Source organism: Streptomyces sp. R11 (assembly GCF_041051905.1).
Lineage (GTDB): Bacteria > Actinomycetota > Actinomycetes > Streptomycetales > Streptomycetaceae > Streptomyces.
Genome location: NZ_CP163432.1, coordinates 4,706,063 through 4,723,995, shown reverse-complemented (window position 1 = coordinate 4,723,995; position 17,933 = coordinate 4,706,063). Strand labels below are relative to the sequence as shown.

The 17,933-nt window shown below is 69.7% G+C and carries 14 protein-coding genes and 1 pseudogene; 8 read left to right on the top strand and 7 right to left on the bottom strand.

The window, feature by feature from the left end; translation table 11 throughout:
* Nucleotides 1-10 precede the first annotated feature (10 nt).
* Nucleotides 11-1,726 (top strand): methionine--tRNA ligase, encoded by a 1,716-nt coding sequence (gene metG / locus AB5J55_RS21620; RefSeq protein WP_369272251.1) that lies wholly within the window; start codon nucleotides 11-13, stop codon nucleotides 1,724-1,726.
* A 41-nt stretch (nucleotides 1,727-1,767) separates the two neighbouring features.
* Nucleotides 1,768-3,342: a methionine--tRNA ligase gene (gene metG, locus AB5J55_RS21615; protein ID WP_369272250.1), complete on the top strand. Its 1,575-nt coding sequence runs from the start codon at nucleotides 1,768-1,770 to the stop codon at nucleotides 3,340-3,342.
* Here the strand turns inward: metG (AB5J55_RS21615) and AB5J55_RS21610 are convergent.
* Nucleotides 3,335-4,699 (bottom strand): polysaccharide lyase family 1 protein, encoded by a 1,365-nt coding sequence (locus tag AB5J55_RS21610; protein ID WP_369272249.1) that lies wholly within the window; start codon nucleotides 4,697-4,699, stop codon nucleotides 3,335-3,337. The two genes, metG (AB5J55_RS21615) and AB5J55_RS21610, sit on opposite strands and share 8 nt — an antisense overlap.
* A 225-nt stretch (nucleotides 4,700-4,924) precedes the next feature.
* Here AB5J55_RS21610 and AB5J55_RS21605 point away from each other — a divergent pair, with 225 nt between their 5' ends.
* The 3 genes from AB5J55_RS21605 (at nucleotide 4,925) to AB5J55_RS21595 (ending at nucleotide 6,620) form a co-directional block, all read left to right on the top strand.
* Nucleotides 4,925-5,401 (top strand): hypothetical protein, encoded by a 477-nt coding sequence (locus AB5J55_RS21605; protein ID WP_369272248.1) that lies wholly within the window; start codon nucleotides 4,925-4,927, stop codon nucleotides 5,399-5,401.
* A gap of 85 nt (nucleotides 5,402-5,486) precedes the next feature.
* Nucleotides 5,487-5,852, top strand: coding sequence for a PH domain-containing protein (locus AB5J55_RS21600; RefSeq protein WP_093907565.1), 366 nt, complete (start codon nucleotides 5,487-5,489; stop codon nucleotides 5,850-5,852).
* 60 nt (nucleotides 5,853-5,912) lie between these two features.
* A complete protein-coding gene (locus AB5J55_RS21595; protein ID WP_369272247.1) occupies nucleotides 5,913-6,620 on the top strand; it encodes a nucleotidyl transferase AbiEii/AbiGii toxin family protein in 708 nt (235 codons plus the stop codon).
* A gap of 138 nt (nucleotides 6,621-6,758) precedes the next feature.
* Here AB5J55_RS21595 and AB5J55_RS21590 read toward each other — a convergent pair.
* Both AB5J55_RS21590 and aspS read right to left on the bottom strand, forming a co-directional pair.
* Nucleotides 6,759-7,209 (bottom strand): annotated as a pseudogene (locus tag AB5J55_RS21590) (dioxygenase); the annotation flags it as partial.
* Nucleotides 7,210-7,430: 221 nt separating this feature from the next.
* A complete protein-coding gene (aspS, locus tag AB5J55_RS21585) occupies nucleotides 7,431-9,194 on the bottom strand; it encodes an aspartate--tRNA ligase (protein ID WP_369272246.1) in 1,764 nt (587 codons plus the stop codon).
* 180 nt (nucleotides 9,195-9,374) lie between these two features.
* Here aspS and AB5J55_RS21580 point away from each other — a divergent pair, with 180 nt between their 5' ends.
* Nucleotides 9,375-11,552, top strand: a complete 2,178-nt coding sequence (locus AB5J55_RS21580; protein WP_369272245.1) for a SpoIIE family protein phosphatase — start codon at nucleotides 9,375-9,377, stop codon at nucleotides 11,550-11,552.
* Here AB5J55_RS21580 and AB5J55_RS21575 read toward each other — a convergent pair.
* From AB5J55_RS21575 to AB5J55_RS21565, 3 genes are all read right to left on the bottom strand, one after another.
* On the bottom strand, nucleotides 11,477-12,580 hold the full coding sequence (locus AB5J55_RS21575) for an AI-2E family transporter (RefSeq protein ID WP_369272244.1): 1,104 nt from the start codon (nucleotides 12,578-12,580) through the stop codon (nucleotides 11,477-11,479). The two genes, AB5J55_RS21580 and AB5J55_RS21575, sit on opposite strands and share 76 nt — an antisense overlap.
* 180 nt (nucleotides 12,581-12,760) lie before the next feature.
* On the bottom strand, nucleotides 12,761-13,741 hold the full coding sequence (locus AB5J55_RS21570; RefSeq protein ID WP_369272243.1) for a pirin family protein: 981 nt from the start codon (nucleotides 13,739-13,741) through the stop codon (nucleotides 12,761-12,763).
* Between the two features lie 190 nt (nucleotides 13,742-13,931).
* A complete protein-coding gene (locus AB5J55_RS21565; protein WP_369272242.1) occupies nucleotides 13,932-15,467 on the bottom strand; it encodes an MFS transporter in 1,536 nt (511 codons plus the stop codon).
* A gap of 132 nt (nucleotides 15,468-15,599) precedes the next feature.
* Between AB5J55_RS21565 and AB5J55_RS21560 the strand changes: the two genes are divergently transcribed.
* Complete coding sequence (locus AB5J55_RS21560; RefSeq protein WP_369272241.1) at nucleotides 15,600-16,352, top strand: TetR/AcrR family transcriptional regulator; 753 nt, start codon at nucleotides 15,600-15,602, stop codon at nucleotides 16,350-16,352.
* Between the two features lie 63 nt (nucleotides 16,353-16,415).
* On the opposite strand, the gene AB5J55_RS21555 is transcribed toward AB5J55_RS21560, so the two are convergent.
* On the bottom strand, nucleotides 16,416-16,889 hold the full coding sequence (locus AB5J55_RS21555; RefSeq protein ID WP_328425767.1) for an SseB family protein: 474 nt from the start codon (nucleotides 16,887-16,889) through the stop codon (nucleotides 16,416-16,418).
* 181 nt (nucleotides 16,890-17,070) lie between these two features.
* Between AB5J55_RS21555 and AB5J55_RS21550 the strand changes: the two genes are divergently transcribed.
* Nucleotides 17,071-17,916, top strand: a complete 846-nt coding sequence (locus tag AB5J55_RS21550) for an intradiol ring-cleavage dioxygenase (protein WP_369272240.1) — start codon at nucleotides 17,071-17,073, stop codon at nucleotides 17,914-17,916.
* The last annotated feature ends 17 nt before the right edge of the window (nucleotides 17,917-17,933 follow it).

Genomic DNA, 17,933 nt, shown 5'->3' with positions numbered 1-17,933 from the left:
GCAGCCCCCGATGGCTCGACACCTCATCACCAGCGCCCTTCCGTACATCAACGGAATCAAGCACCTGGGCAACATGGTGGGGTCCATGCTCCCGGCGGACGTGTACTCCAGGTACCTCCGCCAGCGCGGCCACGACGTCCTCTACATCTGCGCGACGGACGAGCACGGCACCCCGGCCGAGCTTGCGGCCAAGGAGCAGGGTCTGCCCGTGGCGGACTTCTGCGCCCAGGCGCACGACGCCCAGAAGGCGGTCTACGACGGCTTCGCACTGGCCTTCGACTATTTCGGCCGGAGTTCCTCGCCGCAGAACGTCGAGATCACCCAGCACTTCGCCCGCAAGCTGAACGAGAACGGCTTCATCGAGGAGCGGGCGATCCGCCAGGTGTACAGCCCCACCGACGGCCGCTTCCTCCCGGACCGCTACGTCGAGGGCACCTGTCCCCACTGCGGCTACGACAAGGCCCGCGGCGACCAGTGCGAGAACTGCACCCGCGTGCTCGACCCCACCGACCTGATCGACCCGCGCTCGGCGATCTCCGGCTCCACGGACCTGGAGGTGCGCGAGACCAAGCACCTCTTCCTCCTCCAGTCCAAGCTGCAGAGCGAGGTCATGGAGTGGGTCGCCCGCCACGACGGCGTCTGGCCGCACCTGGCGTCCTCCATCGCCCACAAGTGGCTGACCGAGGGCCTGCACGACCGTGCGATCACCCGTGACCTGGACTGGGGCGTCCCGGTACCGGCCGACACCTGGCCGGAGCTGGCGGCCGAGGGCAAGGTCTTCTACGTCTGGTTCGACGCCCCGATCGAGTACATCGGCGCGACGAAGGAGTGGTCGGACCTCGACCCGTCGACGCGCGACTGGAAGTCCTGGTGGTACGACGTCGACACCGACGTCCGCTACACGGAGTTCATGGCGAAGGACAACGTCCCGTTCCACACGGTGATGTTCCCGGCCACCGAGCTCGGCATCCGCGAGCCCTGGAAGAAGGTCGACTTCGTCAAGGCCTTCAACTGGCTGACGTACTACGGCGGAAAGTTCTCCACCTCCCAGAAGCGCGGCGTCTTCACCGACCAGGCCCTGGAGATCCTCCCCGCCGACTACTGGCGCTACTTCCTGATCGCCAACGCCCCCGAGTCGGACGACTCGTCCTTCACCTGGGAACACTTCACGGCCACGGTCAACAAGGACCTGGCCGACACTCTCGGCAACTTCGTCAACCGGGTCCTGTCCTTCTCCAAGAAGCGCTTCGGCGAGGAGGTCCCGGCGGGTGCCGAGGCCGGCGAGGCGGAGGCGAAGCTGGGCGAGCAGATCGCCGAGCTCCTCGCCGAGTACGAGCAGCACATGGAGACCCTCCAGTTCCGCAAGGCGGCCGCCGCCCTGCGCGCCCTGTGGTCCGCGGGCAACTCCTACCTGGAGGAGAAGGCCCCCTGGCTGGAGATCAAGACCGACAAGGACGCCGCCGCCCTCACTCTCCGTACCGCGATGAACCTGATCCACCTGTACGCGGTGGTCTCGGAGCCGTTCATCCCCTCGACGGCGGCCGCCATGCGCCAGGCCTTCGCCCTGAAGGAGGACACGGCGACCTGGGTGAGCGCCGAGGAGGCCAGGTCCCTCACGGCCGTCCCCGCCGGCACCCCCTTCACCGTCCCTCCGGTCCTCTTCGCCAAGCTCACGGACGAGGACCTGGAGGCGTACAAGGAGCGCTTCGGCGGCGAAGGCGCCTAAATGATGTGAGGGGCGTCGCGCGACTGTGATGGAGTGAGGGCATGACGTACTACGTCACGACCCCGATCTACTACGTCAACGACGCCCCGCACCTGGGCCACGCCTACACGACGGTGGCGGCCGACGTCCTCGCCCGCTGGCACCGGCGGCGGGGCGAGGACGTGTGGTTCCTCACGGGGACCGACGAACACGGCCAGAAGATCCTGCGGACGGCCGAGGCGAACGGCGTGCCACCGCAGGTCTGGGCCGACCGGCTGGCCGAGGAGGCCTGGAAGCCGCTCTGGCAGCACCTGGAGATCTCCCACGACGACTTCATCCGTACGACGGAGAAACGGCACACGGACCGGGTGCAGGAGTTCTTCCGGGACCTGTACGACAACGGCCGTATCCGCAAGGGGAGTTACGAGGGCCCGTACTGCGTCGCGTGCGAGGAGTACAAGCTCCCCGGCGAGCTGGTCGAGGCGGCGGACGGCACCCTCCTGTGCGCGATCCACAAGCGCCCGGTGGACCTCCTCAAGGAGGAGAACTACTTCTTCAAGCTCAGCGAATACGGTGAGCGCCTCCTCGCCCACTACGAGGCCAACCCCGACTTCATCCAGCCGGAGTCTGCCCGCAACGAGGTGGTGAACTTCGTCCGGGGCGGCCTTCAGGACCTGTCCGTCTCCCGCTCGACGTTCGACTGGGGGGTCAAGGTCCCCTGGGACGACGCCCACGTCATCTACGTCTGGGCGGACGCCCTCCTCAACTACGCCACGGCCGTCGGCTACAACGAGAACCCCGAGAAGTTCGAGTCGACCTTCCCGGCCGACGTCCACCTCGTAGGCAAGGACATCCTCCGCTTCCACGCGGTCATCTGGCCGGCCATGCTGATGGCGAACGGTCTGCCGCTGCCGGGCCGGATCGCGGCCAACGGCTGGCTGCTGGTCGGCGGCGAGAAGATGAGCAAGTCCAACCTGACCGGCATCAAGCCGCAGGACCTGACCTCGCACTTCGGCGTGGACGCCTACCGCTGGTACTTCCTGCGCGCGATCGCCTTCGGCCAGGACGGCTCGTTCTCCTGGGAGGACTTCTCCGCCCGCTACACCAGCGAGCTGGCGAACGACTACGGCAACCTCGCCTCCCGGGTGGCGGCCATGGTCGGCAAGTACTTCGGCGGCGTGCTGCCGGCGTCGACGGCTCACGGCGAGGCCGAGCAGGCCATCCAGGAGGGTCTCGCCAGGGCCGTCGCGGAGGCCGACCGCAGGATCGGCGACGAGCTGGACTTCCAGGGCGGCATCCTGGCCGTATTCGACTTCGTCCGGCAGGTCAACGGCTACCTCACGGAGCAGGAGCCCTGGAAGGTCGCCAAGGACGCTTCCGAGGAGGGCCGGGCCCGTCTCGCCACCATCCTCTACACGGCCGCGGAGTCCCTGCGCGCGATCGCGGTGCTCCTGGCTCCGATCATGCCGGAGACCTCCGGGAAGCTCTGGGACTCCCTGGGCGCGGAGGCCTCCCTGGGCCGGCTCCGGGACCAGAGGATCCAGGAGGCGGCCGACTGGGGGAGGCTCCCCGCCGGTACGACGGTCACCAAGGGTGCCGTGCTGTTCCCGCGGCTGGAAGAGGCGCCTGCTACTTGAGGACCCCGGCTCCCGTGCTGGTCGCCAGCTCGGTCGCGAGGTTCTTCGCCGACGTCTGCAGGCCCGCCGTGAGCGCCGGCTTCCAGTTCACCGTCGTCTTGATCTTCTTCGAGCTCGCGGCGTTGTAGGCGGCCACGATGTCGGTCGCGGTGCCGTTGACGAGGTTGCCGGCGCCCGCGATCGAGCCGGTGCCGTCGCCGCTCAGCAGCTTGGCCGCCTTGGCGCCGGACGGCAGCTTCCAGGCGTTGTGCTCGGCGACGACCTGGGCCTTGGCGCGGGAGTCGATGCTGTACTTCGGCGCGTAGCCGTTGAGCGTGGTCGTGTCGTAGAGGTTGTTGTAGAGGTGGATCTGGCCGATGCGGGCCAGGGGCGCCCGCTGCACGATGCCCTTCCACACGTTGTGGTGGATGGTGACCCGCAGCTTGCCGGTGCTGTCGGTGTCACTGCTGCCGATCAGCATCGTCTTGTCGTGGTTGCTGAAGACGTTGCGCTCGACGGTCACCAGGTCGGAGCCGCCTGTGATGTCGAGGGCGCCGTCGTGGATCTGGTACTTGCGGCCGAAGTACGTCTTCAGCGACTTGTCGAAGGCCGGCGCGTCCGTGAACGTGTTGTGGTCGGCCCAGACGTTCGTCGCGCCGCGCAGGGTCACGGAGTCGTAGGCGGAGTTCCACTCGCCCGCCGAGCCGTCCGTCGGGTCCCACTGCGGGAAGCAGTCCTCGGTGGCGGAGAACGTCAGATTGCGGACGATGACGTTCTTCACGTTCTGCACCTGGAGGCTGCCGCCCGTGATGCCGGCGTTCGTGCCCGGGACACCGACGAGGGTGGTGTTGGCGGGCACCCGGAAGACGATGTTCTTCTTCTGCTTCTCGGCGGCTGCCTTGCGGGCGTTCTCCTGCGTGCCCGACGGTGCCTTCTTGCCGTACGTCGCCGGGTCGTAGGCCTTGAGGTGGGCGGACAGCGAGTAGCCGGTGCCGGAGGCGTAGTCGGCGCAGGTGAGCTTCTTGCCGGCTTCGCTGGTGTTGGCGTCGATGGTGCCCTTGACCTTGATGATCCGGGGCGTGGTGTCGGAGACCGACCCCAGGGCCTTCACGAGCTGCGCGCGGGTGCTGACGGTGTACACGTGCGCGGAGTCGGCCTTCGAGCCGCCCGTCGTACCGGAGCCGGAGGCCGCCCAGCCGTCCTTCGCGGGCAGGGACTGGTGGTACAGGTCGACCGCGTCGGCACTCGCGTTCACCACAAGGACACCGGCCCCGATACCGGCGGCCGCGAGCGCGGCGGTGGCGATGACGGTGCGGCGCCGACGCAGGGAACGGCGGTGGGAGGGGCGCTGGACAGGGCGTTGGGAATCGGATGCCACGAATGAGTCCTTCGGATGCTTCAGTGAGGCTCGCGCACCGGCGAGCGATCCCGCGTGGGCGGGCTTCCGACCTGTCTGTGGTCGCGGAGATCCGAAAGGTTGCCGTGGAGGTCTTGACTGATCGGTGTGCAACTCGGGGACATCACGCGGATGTTGTCCATCCGGTTGGCATGGATCGCCCCCCACCGCCACCATGCCCCCCGTCACGACCGTATGGTTTCCGCCATGGCAGTCCCAGAGGTCATCCCGATCGCCTACGAGCCGCACGGCCGTACCGAGGCCATCGGTTGTTACGCGGACGGACAGTTCTTGGGGTCGGTCACGTACGCCTTCCCCAAGGATTTCGACCTCGGCACCGGCTGGGAAGAGCACAAACGCCTGTACTCGGTACTGCACACCTTCGACCCCGAGGGCCGGTACCTCGATTCGGAGATCTGGTGCGCCGGCACCTGGGCCGAGCAGATGCGCGCCCCGCACGGGCCCGACTCGGTGCTCGCCCGCGCCCGCGCCCACCTCGCGACCCAGCTGCGCAGCCTTCCCCGCCGTACGTACACGGACATCGCCGTCCGTCCCTTCCAACTCACGGTCGACGGCGTGCTGTTCGGCCTGGTGGCGGATGAGGACGAGGGAGAGGCGTGGGCCGAGCTGTACCCGGACCACCTGGGCTTCGGGGCGCCCTGGGACGGTTCGTACGACACCTGATCGTTTGCGCCTCTATGCCTGAACGCCCCCGAGGCGCGATACATTGCGAAGATCATGTAAGGCCATCAAGTGGGGGGATCCATTCATGGCACTCTTCGGAAACGCGCACACCATCGACCAGGGGCAGGCGCAGCAGGACTACGCGCGTCTGCTGGGCCACGGTGAGCAGGTGCACGCGGCGTACCTGCTGATACGGGACACCATCCTGTTCACCGACCGCCGTCTGATCCTGGTCGACAAGCAGGGCATCACCGGCAAGAAGGTGGAGTACCACTCGATCCCGTACCGCAGCATCACGCACTTCGCGGTGGAGACGGCGGGCACCTTCGACCTGGACGCCGAGCTGAAGATCTGGCTGTCGGGGTCGGCGACGCCGGTCCAGAAGACGTTCACCAAGGGCGTCGACATCTACGAGGTACAGGCGATCCTGACGCAGTTCGTGGCGAAGTAGCCGTACGTCCGGCCCCGCCGAGGTCGCCCGACCCGGCGGGGCAGCCATAATCGGTCCACGATGATCCCGCAGCCCCGCCACCTCCTGACCGATGTCCTCGCTCTGGGCGCCCGCTATCCCCTCGTCCTGGCCGGCGAGTACGCGGTCCGGGCGCACGGTCTGACGTCGCGGGAGCCGGTGCGGGGGCCGCTGGAGGTGGCGACGGAGTCGCCCGAGCCCATGGACCGGATCGCTGCCGACATGCTGCGCGGCCTGGCCGAACTCGGCTGGCGGGTACGCCCCCTGGAGACCGACCCGCTCTCCGCCCGGCTGCTGGTCACCGCCCCGGACGCCGGTGACCAGCTCACCGGAGGCCATGCCGAGGAGCACACGCTCGACCTCCTGAAGGAGACTCTCTGGCACCCGCCGGTGGCCACCGGCCTCGGCCCGGCCCTCTCCCTCGAAGACCTGATCGGCACCAAAGTCCGCGCTCTGACCGACCGCGGCACCGCACGCGACCTGATCGACGTCTACGCCGCCGCGGCCCACTGGAGCTTCCCCGACCTGGAGGAGCAGGGCCGCCGCCACGCCTGGGACGAGTTCGACCCGGCCGACCTCCAGTCCCGCCTGGAGGCGACGGAACTGCTGGACGACCGCGTGTTCACCGCCCGGGGCCTGACCGGGGAAGCGGTGCCGGTGCTCCGCCGGTGGGTTCGGGCGTGGGCGGACGACATCGCCGAGCGCCTGCTGGAGGAGGAAGCGCTCAGGCCTCCGGCGGAGGAGGAGTGACGGTGCGGCCGCCCGGACTCACCGCGCCTCCCTGCTCGTGACCTGGCCCTGCACCGCGTCGGGCCCGTCGGCCGTTCGTGCTGCCGGTGCTGTCCTTGAGGTGGCCGAAGACGGTGGGGGAGACGAAAAGGCCCAGGTCCCGCTCCGGGCGTAGATCGTGTCCTCGTCGAGCGTGGTGCGCTCCGTCGTGGACGTCGGGTACGGCTCCTCCTCGGCGGAGAGCAGGACCGTCTCCTCGTCGAAGAAGAACTGGCCGGTGTGGCAGGTGGTGCCGCCCTCGTAGCCGGCGTCCGTCCACTCTCCGCTGACATGCACCTTGGTGTGGATGTGGACGCAGCGGCCCTGGTACCAGCCCGGGAAGACGCTCCTGAAGGTGACGAAGCCCTTGCGGTCGGGTCCGCCAGGTGCCGCGCGGATAGCGGGTGTCGCTGGTCGGCTCCTCGTGCCCGCCGCCACCGCCGCCGGCCGGCGGCTCCCCGCTCGGGGTGCCGGACGGCACCGCGGTGGGCGTGCCCGAGGGGGCGTCCGTGGGCGGGGTGCCGCCCCCGCCGCCGTTCGAGAAGGACTCGTAGCCCGAGTACATGCCCAGCCGGCGACGACCTTGCGACGCATGAGGTCCCGCTTGTGTTTCCGCCCTTCGGCCGTCTGGTTTCCCGTCATGTGCAGGGAAGTCAGGGAGCGCGCCTGTCAGGGGGTTGGGCAAGACCTGGGTGAGAGCCCTGCATGAAGGCCGCAAGAGAAAGTGGCTCGGAACCGACGCCGGTTCCGAGCCACTTGACGATTTCGCTGCCTACTTCGGCAACGGTCCGCCTACTTCGGCTGCGGCTTGCGCACCGTCAGGTGCAGCTCCTTCAGCCGCGCCTCCTCAAGCTCCGTCGGCGCGCCCATCATCAGGTCCTGGGCGTTGCCGTTGAGCGGGAAGGCGATCGTCTCGCGGATGTTCGGCTCGTCGGCGAGCAGCATGACGATGCGGTCGACGCCGGGGGCGATGCCGCCGTGCGGCGGGGCGCCGAAGCGGAACGCGCGCAGCATGCCGGCGAACTTGTCCTCGACGGTCTCGCGGTCGTAACCGGCGATCTCGAAGGCCTTGAGCATGATCTCGGGCTCGTGGTTCCGGATCGCGCCGGAGGACAGCTCGACGCCGTTGCAGACGATGTCGTACTGCCAGCCCAGGATGTCCAGCGGGTCCTGGTTCTCCAGGGCCTCCAGGCCACCCTGCGGCATGGAGAACGGGTTGTGCGAGAAGTCGATCGCGCCGGTCTCCTCGTCCTTCTCGTACATCGGGAAGTCGACGATCCAGCAGAACCGGAAGACGCCCTCCTCGAAGTGCCCGGCACGCTTGGCGGCCTCGACCCGCACCGCGCCCATGATCTTCGAGACCTCGTCGAACTCGCCGGCGCCGAAGAACACGGCGTGGCCGGCCTCCAGGCCGAGACGCTCGGTGAGGACCTTGACGTTCTCCTCGGTGAGGAACTTGGCGATCGGGCCGGTCAGCGAGCCGTCCTCGGCGACACGGACCCAGGCCAGGCCCTTGGCGCCCTGCGAGACCGCGAAGTCACCGAGCTGGTCGAAGAACTTGCGGGGCTGCGCGGAGACGTCCGGCACCGGCAGCGCGCGCACGTGCTTGCCGGCGAACGCCTTGAACTCCGAGCCCTCGAACACGTCGGTGATGTCGACGAGCTCCAGCTGGGCGCGCAGGTCCGGCTTGTCGGAGCCGTACTTCAGCATCGCCTCGCGGAACGGGATCCGCGGGAACGGCGAGGTGACGTGACGGCCGTTGCCGAACTCCTCGAACAGCTCGGTCATCAGCTTCTCGACGGGCTGGAAGACGTCCTCCTGCTCGACGAAGCTCATCTCGATGTCGAGCTGGTAGAACTCGCCCGGCGAGCGGTCGGCGCGCGCGTCCTCGTCACGGAAGCAGGGCGCGATCTGGAAGTAGCGGTCGAAGCCGGAGATCATCAGCAGCTGCTTGAACTGCTGCGGCGCCTGCGGCAGGGCGTAGAACTTGCCCGGGTTCAGACGGGAGGGGACGACGAAGTCGCGGGCGCCCTCGGGGGAGGTCGCGGACAGGATCGGCGTCGCCATCTCGTTGAAGCCCAGCGCCGTCATCTTGTGGCGGATCGCCGAGATGACCGACGTACGCAGCAGGATGTTGCGGTGCATGCGCTCGCGGCGCAGGTCCAGGAAGCGGTACTCCAGGCGCCGCTCCTCGTTGACCCCGTCCTCGGTGTTGATGGTGAAGGGGAGCGGGGCGGCCGCGCCGAGCAGCTCGACCTCGCCGACCTCGACCTCGATCTCACCGGTGGGCAGCTCGGGGTTGATGTTCTCGGCGCCGCGGGAGACGACCTTGCCGTCGACGCGGACGGTCGACTCCTTGGAGAGCTTGTCGAGGGCCTCGTACGAGGGCGTGCCGGGACGGGCGACGAGCTGCGTGATGCCGTAGTGGTCGCGCAGATCGATGAAGAGGATGCCGCCCAGGTCGCGCCGATTGTGCAGCCAGCCACTCAGTCGGACGTCGGTGCCGACGTCAGAGGAGCGGAGCTCGCCGCAGGTGTGGGACCTGTACCGATGCATCGTCGTTCATCCAGTCTTCGCGGATCGGGGGGCGTGTTTCACGTGAAACTCCCCCCCAGCCTACCGGGGACCCCAAGATCGGCTCCCCACCATTTGGCGGTGCCCGCGGGGCCCTTCCCGACCAGGTGCCCCGTACAGCTTCGGTGGCAGTGTGCGATCACCTCTTCTTAGAGTGGGGCAATGCGCACTGGTGAGCCCCTGCCCGCCGTGGGGGAGGTTCTCGCCGCCCTCGCGACCGGCCTGTGGCACTGGAACACCGCCACGGGACTGGTCACGGTCGACGCGGAGGCGGCACGGCTGCTCGGGCTGCCCGCCGAACAGGCCACCCTCAGCCAGGCCCAGGTGCGCGCCCGCCTGCACCCGGTCGACTGGAACGAGATCAGCGGGGTGATCCAGCTCGCCGTGGCCGAGGGCACGCTCGGCGAGGCGCGGGTGCGGATCATGGACGAGCAGGGCCGGGTGATCCGGCTCGGCCGCAGCCGCTTCCACGCCTCGTTCGACCGCGAGAAGAAGTCGTACGAGGTGACCGGCTCCCTCCAGGAGGTCACCGAACCGGTGCCGGGCACCTCGGCCGGGCGTACCGCGGTCACCGGCGACTGGCGGCGCTCGCGGGAGGCGTTCCTGCTGGACGCGGGCCGGGCGCTGGCCGAGGCACGGTCGACGGCGGAGGTGCTGCGGGTCGCGGCGGGTCTGTCGATGCCGGGCTTCTCACCGGACGGCCTCGCGGTGTTCGGGGTGACGGGCGACCGCCTGACGATCATCGGCCATCACGGCCACCAGCCCGGCGACGAAAGCCCCTTCACGCACATGGCCCTGGAGACGGACTACCCGGCCGCCGAGGTCGTCCGCACCGGCCGTGCCGTCTATCTCTCCTCACCCGAGCGGTACAAGGAGCGCTACCCGGTCACCTGGCCGCTCGCCGCGCACTTCAACCGGCAGTCCTGGGCGTTTCTGCCGCTGACCGTGGCGGGCCGCACGATGGGCGCCTGGATGGCGGCGTTCACCTATCCGGTCGCCTTCACGCCCGACGAGCGGTCCGTGCTGACGACGGTGGCCCGCATGCTCGCCCAGGCCCTCTCCCGCGCCGAGGCCGCCGAGTCCGCGCGGGAGCTGACGGACGGCCTCCAGCGTTCGATGCTCCCTCAGCTGGGCCCCGAGATACCGGGCATGAGCGTGGCGGCACGCTATGTCCCGACCGGCGGCGGGCTTCAGGTCGGCGGCGACTGGTACGACATGATCCCGCTGCCCAACGGCCGCTTCGCCCTCGTCATCGGCGACGTCCAGGGCCATGACGTACGGGCCGCCGGCCTGATGGGCCAGCTCCGGATCGCGCTGCGCGCCTACGCCTCCGAGGGCCATCGCCCCGACGCCGTGCTCTCCCGCGCCTCCCGCTTCCTGCACGGGATGACGTTCGGCTCCCTCTACGATGACCCGACCGACCTGCGCTTCGCGACCTGCCTGTACGTCGAGGTCGACCCCACGACCGGGCTGCTGGACATCGCCCGCGCCGGCCACCCGGACCCGGCGATCCGCATGATCGACGGCACGGTGCTCGCCCGCCCGACGGCAGGCGGCCTCCCGCTGGGCATCGACCCGGACGCCGACTACCCGACGACCCGGATCACCCTGGAACCCGGCGAGACCATGCTGATCTGCACGGACGGCCTGATCGAGACCGGCGGCCACGACCTGGAGACCGGCTGGAAGCGCATCCGCACGATCCTCGAGGAACACGACGGCGACCTGGAGGCACTCGCCGACGCCCTCGTCCAGGCCGTTCACGGCCCGTCCTCCCACCACACCACCGGCCCGCTCGCCGACCGGCGCGAGGACGACATAGCGGTACTGCTGCTGCGGCGGCAGGAGGAGGGGTGCGGTTGCGGTGATCCGGTCGCCGTACGGCCGACGACCCGGCGCACCATGCTGTCGGTGGCGCAGGCCGAGCCGGAGCGGGTCGCGGTGGCCCGGCAGCAGCTGCGGGAGCTGCTGCACGACTGGGCCTGCGACGACCAGGTGGACTCGGCGGTCCTGCTGCTGTCCGAGACGCTGACGAACGTCCTCGTCCACACCGACGCCGACGCCCTGCTGCTGGCGGAGGTGCGGGGCGAGCCGGGGGACCGCCGGATGCGCGTCGAGGTGACGGACACCAGCGACGACCTGCCCCACCGGCGCCGGCCCGGCGAATTGGCGTCGTCCGGGCGGGGCCTGATGCTGATCGAGCTGCTGGCTCACTCGTGGGGCGTGGACCCGCGTGGTGAGGGCAAGAGCATCTGGTTCGAGCTCTACGAGTCCGAGGGCGCCGGGGGCGTGGACGGCTCGGGGGGCGCGGACGGCTCGGAGCGCTCCGAGTCGCCGTAGCGCTCTCTGAGTTCGAGTACGACTCCGGTGGCGGCTGCGGTGAGCGGTACGGCGAGCAGCATGCCGAGGATGCCGGCCACGGAGGCCCCCGCGGTGATCGTCAGCATGACGACGGCCGGGTGCATCTGGACGGTCCGGCTCTGGATCGCGGGCTGGAGCACATGCCCCTCCAGCACCTGCACGGCGAGCACCACCCCGAGCACCCACAGCGCGATGACGAACCCCCGGTCGGCGAGTGCGACCAGCACGGCGACGGCTCCTGAGATGAAGGCGCCGAGGTAGGGGACGTAGGCCCCGACGAAGACGAGCGCGCCGAGGCCGACGGCGCCCGGGACGTCGAGGATCAGCAGTCCGACGGTGATGCACAGGGCGTCGATGAGGGCGATGAGGGTGGTCCCCCGCATGAACCCCTCCACGGCCCGGAAGGCCCGCCTGGCCATGGCCTCCGCGAGGTCGCCGCTCCCGCCCGGGACGACGGCCCGCAGCGCGTCGGCGGCCCGGTCGGAGTCCCGCAGGAAGAAGAAGACGAGCAGCAGCGCGAGCACCGCGATGGCGATGGTCTCGCCCACGACACTGACCCCGCTGATGACCCCGGAGGCGGCCGTCCCGCCGAACTTGGTGAGCAACTCCCTGGCGTTGGAAGCGAGATCGTCCAGCGAGGTCCCGGCGGCCCCGAAGTGGCCCGTCAGATCCCGGCCCGCCTGCTTGAGCGAGGCGACGATTTCGTCGCCGCTGTCCACGATCGCGGCGACGACGATGTACACCGCACCGCCGACGACGGCCACCACGGCGACACAGGTGAGCCCGGCGGCGACCGACCGGTTCACCTTGGCCTTCACCAGCCGCCGGTGCAACGGCCCGAGCAGCGCCGTCCCGAGCAGCGCGAGCAGCACGGGCACCACGGCCGTACTGAACTCCACGGCCAGCCGGATCCCGACGTAGACGACCCCCGCGACGAGCAACACGACGACGCACCAGGCGGCGAGCCGCCGGACGGGATCGGGGAGCAGCGGGGTGGGGGCCTGCACGGTTCCAGCGGATCATGCACGGGGCGACGCTGTCGTGCGCGGGCGGACCGGGTGGGTGACGGGACGACGGAAGGCCCGCAGCCGCACCGGAGGGGCGGAGGCGGGCCTTCTCGTGTCGGCGGATCAGGCCGTGTCGTGCGGGTCGTGCGGGTCAGGCCTTGGACGGGCGGGTCGTGCGGGTCAGGCCTTGGACGGGCCGTCGGCGCTCATCCCGTGCACGGCCGGGATCGTGCCCAGCCGGCCCTTCTGGAAGTCGTCGAAGGCCTGCTGGAGTTCGTCACGGGTGTTCATGACGAACGGGCCGTAGTGGGCCATCGGCTCGCGGATCGGCTGCCCGCCCAGGAGGACGACCTCCAGGTCCGGCGTGTGGGAGTCCTGCTTCTCGTCGGCGCGGACGGTCAGGGAACCGCCGCTGCCGAAGACCGCCGTCTGGCCCAGCTGGATCGGGCGGTGTTCCGCACCCACCGCGCCGCGGCCGGCGAGGACGTACGCGAGGCCGTTGAAGTCCTCCCGCCACGGCAGGGTGATCTCCGCGCCCGGCGCCAGCGTGGCGTGGATCATCGAGATCGGGGTGTGGGTGACGCCGGGACCCTGGTGGCCGTCCAGCTCGCCCGCGATGACGCGCAGCAGGGCGCCGCCGTCGGGGGTGGTGAGCAGCTGGACGTTGCCGCCGCGGATGTCCTGGTAGCGCGGGGCCATCATCTTGTCCTTGGCCGGGAGGTTCACCCACAGCTGCAGGCCGTGGAAGAGGCCGCCGGACATGACGAGGGACTCCGGCGGGGCCTCGATGTGGAGGAGACCGCTGCCGGCCGTCATCCACTGGGTGTCGCCGTTGGTGATGGTGCCACCGCCGCCGTTGCTGTCCTGGTGGTCGAAGATCCCGTCGATGATGTACGTGACGGTCTCGAAGCCGCGGTGCGGGTGCCAGGGGGTGCCCTTGGGCTCACCCGGCGCGTACTCCACCTCGCCCATCTGGTCCATCATGATGAACGGGTCCAGGTGGCGGTAGTTGATCCCGGCGAACGCACGGCGCACCGGGAAGCCCTCACCCTCAAAACCGCTCGGCGCGGTCGTGACGGCGAGCACGGGACGGGCGACGGCGTCCACGGGCGCGGCGACGCGCGGCAGCGTCAGCGGGTTCTCGACGGTCACTGCAGGCATGTCGGTACCTCCTTGTGCGTCCACTTTAGTTGAGCATTGAACTTCTTGCTACCCCTAACGGGAAGAACCCGGAGGGCATTCCCTCCGGGCACAACCGAAGGCCGACACCCGAAGTGGGCGCGGCCTTCGTCACAAGGACCCGGTGGTGCGGGAGCGGCTCAGTGTGTCAGGAAGAGCGCGGACTTGGAGGTCAGACGACCGGTTCTGGCTGCTTCTCGGGCATGGCCTCCGGGTCGGCGGCTGCGGCCGGCTTGCGCCGGTCGTCCCGCATCACCAGCGTCGCCAGCAGCGCCGCCGCCAGGACACCGATCGCGCTGACCGTGAAGGTGGTGGACATCGAGGCGGTAAAGGCCTCGCGGGCCGCCGCGACCAGACCGGCGTCGCCGCCGGCCACCGCCCCGGCGATCGAGTGCTTCGCCTCGTCCGGCGTCCCCTCGGGCATCCGGTCCGCGAAGCCGCTCGACAGCAGCGAGCCCAGGATCGCGATGCCGAGTGCGGTGCCGGCCTGCTGGACGGTGTCGTTCAGGGCCGAGCCGACGCCCGCCTTGTCCTCGGGGATCGTGCCCATCAGCGCGCCGACCGCGGCCGGCATCGCGAGGCCCGCGCCGAGGCCGAGGAGACCGAGCGCCACCGCCGGGACCGTGAAGCCGGAGTCCGCCGAGACCGTGGCCATGAGGGCGAAGCAGGCCACCATCACCAGCATCCCCGCGAGGATCACCCACCGGTTGCCGTACCGGGCGGCGAGCTTGACGCCCACGCCGTTGCCGATCAGGGCGGTGATCGCCAGCGGCAGGAAGGCGAGGCCCGCCTCGAGCGGCGAGTAGCCGAGCACGAACTGCAGGTACTGGGTGAGGACCAGCAGCAGACCGCCGTTGCCGATCTGCACGAGCGCCAGGGAGAGCGAACCGCCGCTGAAGTTGCGGTGCTTGAACAGGACCAGCGGGACCATCGGCGACTTCGTGACGTTCTCCCAGACCACGAAGCCGACCAGCGAGGCGAGCGCCACCACCAGGGTCACCGTGGAGCGGCCGCCCAGCGCGCCGTGCTGCGGGAGCTCGATGATCCACCAGACCAGGGCCGTCATGCCGACCGCCGACAGCACCGCACCCAGCGGGTCCGCCTTCTGCCAGGGCGCCCTGGACTCCGGCATCAGCGCCAGAGCGGCGACGATCGCCAGCGCAACGATCGGCACGTTGATGAAGAAGATCGACTGCCAGGAGAAGTGGTCGATCAGGACGCCGCCCAGCACCGGGCTGCCGACCAGGCCGAGCATCGACACCGAGCTCCAGGCCGCCATCGCCCTGCCGCGCTCCTCCTCGTCGAAGACGGTGATGAGGATCGACAGGGTGGACGGCATGATCAGGGCCCCGCCGACACCCATCGCGACGCGTACGGCGATGACCTCGCCCGGGCTGGTGCACCAGGTCGCGGCCAGTGAGGCCGCCCCGAAGAGCAGGAGCCCGATCACCATCACCTTCCGGCGCCCGAACCGGTCGCCCAGGCTGCCGGACGTGAGCAGGAGACCGGCGAAGACCAGGATGTAGGAGTCCAGGATCCACTGGGTGTCCTGGGCGCTCGCCCCGATGTCCCCGGTCATCACGGGCACCGCGACGGTCAGCGCCATGCTGTCGACGACCAGTACCAGCGTGCTCAGGCAGAGCACGATCAGGATCCACCAGCGGCGTGGATCACGAGTTCCCTTGACGTCCATGACGTTCCCCTCCATGACGCTCTCCCCGGCGCTGTGAACACCGTTCCTTCGTTGCGAACACTGTACGCATGACGGAACGATGTTCGCAACCTCCGATTCCTGTACGCTCGATGCGAACGATGTACGCAGGGATGCGAAGGAGTGCCGATGGCCGCCAGGACGACGAAGCAGAGCTCCATCCCCTCCGTCTGGGCCCGCCCCCAGCGCGAGTCCGACCAGCCGGCGCTCAGCCGCGCCACGATCGTGCGCGAGGCGATCACCATGCTGGACGCAGAGGGAGTGGAGGCGCTGAGCATGCGCAAGCTCGCGACCCGGCTGAACGCCGGCGCCGCCTCCCTCTACCGGCACGTCGCCACCAAGGACGAGCTGATGGAGCTGGCCGTCGACGAGGTCGCCGCCGAGATCCACGTACCGCCCGCCGACAGCCCCGACTGGCGCGCGGCGGTCGCGGAGGCGGCCCACTCGTTCCGTACGACGGCGCTACGGCACCCGTGGCTGTCGTCGGTCCTCGGCCAGGCCGGGCTGGCCTACCTCGGCCCCAACCTGATGTCGTACTCGGAGCGGCTGGCCGCGCTGTTCACGGCAGCGGGCTTCCAGGACCCCAACGGCGCGATCGACGCCGTCCTGTCGTACGTCATCGGGATGAGCACCACCGAGGGCGCCTGGCTCATCACGGTCGCCCGCTCCGGCGAGACCGAGGCCGACTTCATCGCCCGCCTGCTGCCCGCCGCCCGGCAGGCGGTCGCCGACCACGAGCACCTGGCCCGGGGGTACACCGGCGTGGAGACAGCCGCGGCCGACCCCGTGGCCCTGCGGGACGGAAAGTTCGCCGCCGCCCTGGACATCGTCCTCGACGGACTGGCACTGCGGCTGAATGCAACGGGGCCCGAGCGCCCTTAGGGACGCGGGGCCCTGTCAAGGTGCGGCACTCAGCGAAATCAATATGCGGCACCCAGCGAAGCGCTACCCGTACATCCGGCGCATCGCGAACTCGACCATCTGCTCCACGGCCTTCGCGTCGAAGACCATGCGGTGCTCGCCCTCCATGTCGAGGACGCAGCCGTAGCCGGTCGGCAGCAGGTCGATCACCTCGGCGCCGGTGATGACGAAGTACTTGGACTCCTTGCCCGCGTACCGGCGCAGCTCCTTCAGCGAGGTGAACATCGGGATCACCGGCTGCTGGGTGTTGTGCAGGGCAAGGAAGCCCGGGTTGTCGCCGCGCGGGCAGTAGACCTTCGATGTCGCGAAGACCTGCTGGAAGTCCTCGGCGGACATCTGCCCGGTGGTGAAGGCCCGCACCGCGTCCGCGAGCGAGGGCGGTGACGGCTCGGGGTACAGGGGTGGCTGCTGGCCATAGCCGCCGACGCCGCCGGGCATGGGCTGCTGCGGCGAGGCGTACTGCTGCTGAGCGCCGACGTTCTGGTCGTAGCCGTACATGGACGCAAGCGTACCGAGAGCGGCGGGCAGAGCGGGCCGGTACCGGGGCCGCTACGGGGGCTCCGGCGAAACCGACAGCGAGTCGACAGCCGCCGCACTGCTTTCCGACAGCTGTCCCTCACTAGCGTCTGTCCTATCGGGAGGAGTGCCGAGACGGCACCGCACCAGCGAGGGGACAGCCATGGACCGACACCACGCCGACGAGGTCCACGACGGCGGAGTCCACGAGCACGACAGAGGGCTCTCGTACGACCTTCCCGTCCTCGCCCGCCGGCGCATGATCCGGCTGATGGCGGGGGCGAGCCTGGTCCCCCTGGTGGGCTGCACCTCGCAGGACGAGACCTCGGCGTCGTCCTCGGCCTCCTCCGCCAAGGGCTCCGCGTCGTCGGCCGCCGAGTGCGCGACCATCCCGGACGAGACCGCCGGCCCCTTCCCCGGGGACGGCTCGAACGGCGTGAACGTCCTCAAGGAGAGCGGTGTCGTCCGCAGCGACATCACCAAGAGCTTCGGCGACTTTGCGGGCGGGACCGCCGAGGGCGTGCCCCTGACCGTGACGCTCACGGTCGTGGACGCCGCCTCCGGCTGCGGGACGCCGAAGAAGGGTGCCGCGGTCTACATCTGGCACTGCGACCGGGCCGGCGACTACTCCCTGTACTCCGAGGGCGTCACCGACGAGAACTACCTGCGCGGCGTCCAGGAGACCGACGACAAGGGCCAGGTCACCTTCAGGAGCATCTTCCCCGGCTGCTACGCGGGCCGCTGGCCGCACATCCACTTCGAGGTCTACGGCAGCCTGGCGGACGCCACGGCGGCCACCTCCATCACGAACACCTCGCAGCTCGCCTTCCCGAAGGACGTGTGCGAGACGGTGTACGCCACGGACGGCTACGACGAGAGCGTGCGCAACCTCAGCAGCCTCTCCCTGGAGACGGACGGAATCTTCAGCGACGGTTACGAGCAGCAGCTGGCCGCGACGAAGGGCAGTGCGGCGGAGGGTTACACGGCGACACTGACGGTTCCGGTGTGACCTGTCACAGATTGCGG

Bases quoted from the DNA above. Each gene is read 5' to 3' on its own strand.
- metG (WP_369272251.1), top strand. From the start codon at position 11: ATGGCTCGACACCTCATCACCAGCGCCCTTCCGTACATCAACGGAATC.
- metG (WP_369272250.1), top strand. From the start codon at position 1,768: ATGACGTACTACGTCACGACCCCGATCTACTACGTCAACGACGCCCCG.
- AB5J55_RS21605 (WP_369272248.1), top strand. From the start codon at position 4,925: ATGGCAGTCCCAGAGGTCATCCCGATCGCCTACGAGCCGCACGGCCGT.
- AB5J55_RS21600 (WP_093907565.1), top strand. From the start codon at position 5,487: ATGGCACTCTTCGGAAACGCGCACACCATCGACCAGGGGCAGGCGCAG.
- AB5J55_RS21595 (WP_369272247.1), top strand. From the start codon at position 5,913: ATGATCCCGCAGCCCCGCCACCTCCTGACCGATGTCCTCGCTCTGGGC.
- aspS (WP_369272246.1), bottom strand. From the start codon at position 9,194: ATGCATCGGTACAGGTCCCACACCTGCGGCGAGCTCCGCTCCTCTGAC.
- AB5J55_RS21580 (WP_369272245.1), top strand. From the start codon at position 9,375: ATGCGCACTGGTGAGCCCCTGCCCGCCGTGGGGGAGGTTCTCGCCGCC.
- AB5J55_RS21570 (WP_369272243.1), bottom strand. From the start codon at position 13,741: ATGCCTGCAGTGACCGTCGAGAACCCGCTGACGCTGCCGCGCGTCGCC.
- AB5J55_RS21565 (WP_369272242.1), bottom strand. From the start codon at position 15,467: ATGGAGGGGAACGTCATGGACGTCAAGGGAACTCGTGATCCACGCCGC.
- AB5J55_RS21560 (WP_369272241.1), top strand. From the start codon at position 15,600: ATGGCCGCCAGGACGACGAAGCAGAGCTCCATCCCCTCCGTCTGGGCC.
- AB5J55_RS21555 (WP_328425767.1), bottom strand. From the start codon at position 16,889: ATGTACGGCTACGACCAGAACGTCGGCGCTCAGCAGCAGTACGCCTCG.
- AB5J55_RS21550 (WP_369272240.1), top strand. From the start codon at position 17,071: ATGGACCGACACCACGCCGACGAGGTCCACGACGGCGGAGTCCACGAG.